Here is a 587-nt window from a genome sequence, read left to right as displayed (position 1 = left end):
GCCCTGGTTCTTCTTTTGTCGTCATCTCTCTTCCCTCCGGTCGGGTGGCCGCCCGAGACCATCTCGGACGCACCCCACGAAGGGGGAGAGGGAGGGCTAGCTTGAAGGCCTGCGGGGCAGCGACGGGGCCTGGCCAAGGGTGGCTTCAATCAGCGACAGAGCCTCGAAGTAAATCAGGGTCTTGGGCTCGGGGTCCCAGAGCCGACGCACCTTGGGCAGATAGGGCTGCAGTGTGGGATACCGGCGTGCCAGGTCCTGTGCTTCGACAAACCGATTGGCATGGGCCTGCCCGCGCACCACGGCAATGCTCTCCACATCTGCTAGCTCCGCAACCGATCTCAGTGCTTCAATGATCCTCCGTGTCTTGGCCCCCTTCTTTGAGCGGGCCAGGAGCTTCTCGGTAATCACGTTGTCTGGCCGGAACCGCTCAATCTGCCGGGCGGCGTAGGCCCGGGCCTCTTTGGGTCCAACGCTCGCTTTCCGGGACATGCCCACACTCTTGACGGTGCCCTGAACCACAAGGACATGGGCCACCCGTCCGCTGGCGGCGGCAAAGGCCAGCACACTGCGCCTAGCGGTCATAGTAC

Annotated in this window: 1 protein-coding gene; it reads right to left on the bottom strand. The window is 63.7% G+C overall.

All coding sequences use genetic code 11. The features are described from left to right. Nucleotides 1–96: 96 nt before the first annotated feature. Nucleotides 97–587: hypothetical protein (locus GV827_RS23265; RefSeq protein ID WP_164356728.1), on the bottom strand; the 491-nt coding region annotated here is incomplete at its 5' end.

This window comes from Sulfitobacter sediminilitoris, from assembly GCF_010667575.1.
Lineage (GTDB): Bacteria > Pseudomonadota > Alphaproteobacteria > Rhodobacterales > Rhodobacteraceae > Sulfitobacter > Sulfitobacter sediminilitoris.
This window is presented reverse-complemented; position numbering and strand designations above follow the sequence as displayed.